The sequence below is a fragment of the Mesorhizobium sp. M1A.F.Ca.IN.020.06.1.1 genome, from assembly GCF_004023265.1.
Lineage (GTDB): Bacteria > Pseudomonadota > Alphaproteobacteria > Rhizobiales > Rhizobiaceae > Mesorhizobium.
Map to the genome: position 1 here is coordinate 1 of NZ_RZSR01001387.1, position 1,092 is coordinate 1,092.

The 1,092-nt window shown below is 60.3% G+C and carries 1 protein-coding gene and 1 pseudogene; both read left to right on the forward strand.

Annotated features, from left to right (window positions below):
- A partial coding sequence (locus EOA60_RS34250; protein ID WP_128312686.1) for an aldehyde dehydrogenase family protein occupies positions 1 to 572 on the forward strand: 572 nt, incomplete at its 5' end.
- Between the two features lie 57 nt (positions 573 to 629).
- Positions 630 to 852: pseudogene (locus EOA60_RS34255) on the forward strand (hypothetical protein); the annotation flags it as partial.
- Positions 853 to 1,092 lie beyond the last annotated feature (240 nt).

The window sequence follows — 1,092 nt, forward strand, 5'->3', positions numbered from 1 at the left end:
GCCTTTACGTGCAGTCGGGAGTGCATGACGCGTTTGTCGACAAGTTCGTCGAACGGGTCCGCCGGCTTCAGGTCGGTGACGGTTTCGATCCCGATGTCGCCATCGGCCCTCTGATCGACAGCCACGCCTTGGCCAAGATCGAATCCCACATCGCCGATGCCGTGGCAAAAGGCGGCACGGTCCGTTGCGGCGGACGCAGGATCGGAAGCAACGGCACTTTTTTCCAGCCGACGGTGCTCACCGATATCTCCAGCGCCATGGCGGTGGCGCAGGAGGAGACCTTCGGGCCGTTGGCGCCGATCATCCGCTTCGAAGATGCGGATCAGGTCGTGCGTGAGGCCAACGACACGATTTACGGCCTCGCCGCCTATTTTTACGCCTCCAACCTGAAGCGTGTCTGGCGTGTAGCAGAGGCCCTCGAATATGGCATGGTCGGCATCAACACCGGACGCATGTCCTCGGAAGCCGCGCCGTTCGGTGGAGTCAAGCAGTCCGGCATCGGGCGGGAGGGTTCCCGCCACGGCCTCGAGGACTACCTCGAGATGAAGTATCTCTGCATGGGTGGCATCTGAGTGACCAAGCAAGCCGCTTCTTCTAATCAGGCCGTCATCCGGAAGTTGGACATTCTGCAAATGCCTTATGAGGCGGCTTGGCTACCGGTTTCCCACAAGGGTGAGCCGCGAGCAATTGCTGCGCCAGGAGCAGCTTCCAAATACGATCCGCGATACGGCGTGGGGAGCGCAGGAGCGGCTCTGCGGCCGCTATCGCGCGAATTATTTGGCTTCGTCTCGGCGGCTGTCTCTACCCGCCCATCGACCAGCGACATCGCTGTCGGGTTTGTCGCGCCTGCTACGTAGTGGTGTGTGGCCTCGCACCGTGCTCTGGCTTAAACACCTGATCTCGATATCAAAACTTTATCCAGGTCTCTTTCTGCGAAGTTGGCACGATTTTTGATGCGCTCATCGTGCGTCAACAAAGCTCGGCAATTCTAGGCGGATCCGCGTCGTCATGGCTCCAGCGATGCTGGGCATCCCGCACACGGCGGCGGAGCAGGTAGAGAACATTTCGCCCCGACAACACGCAAACGGAAAC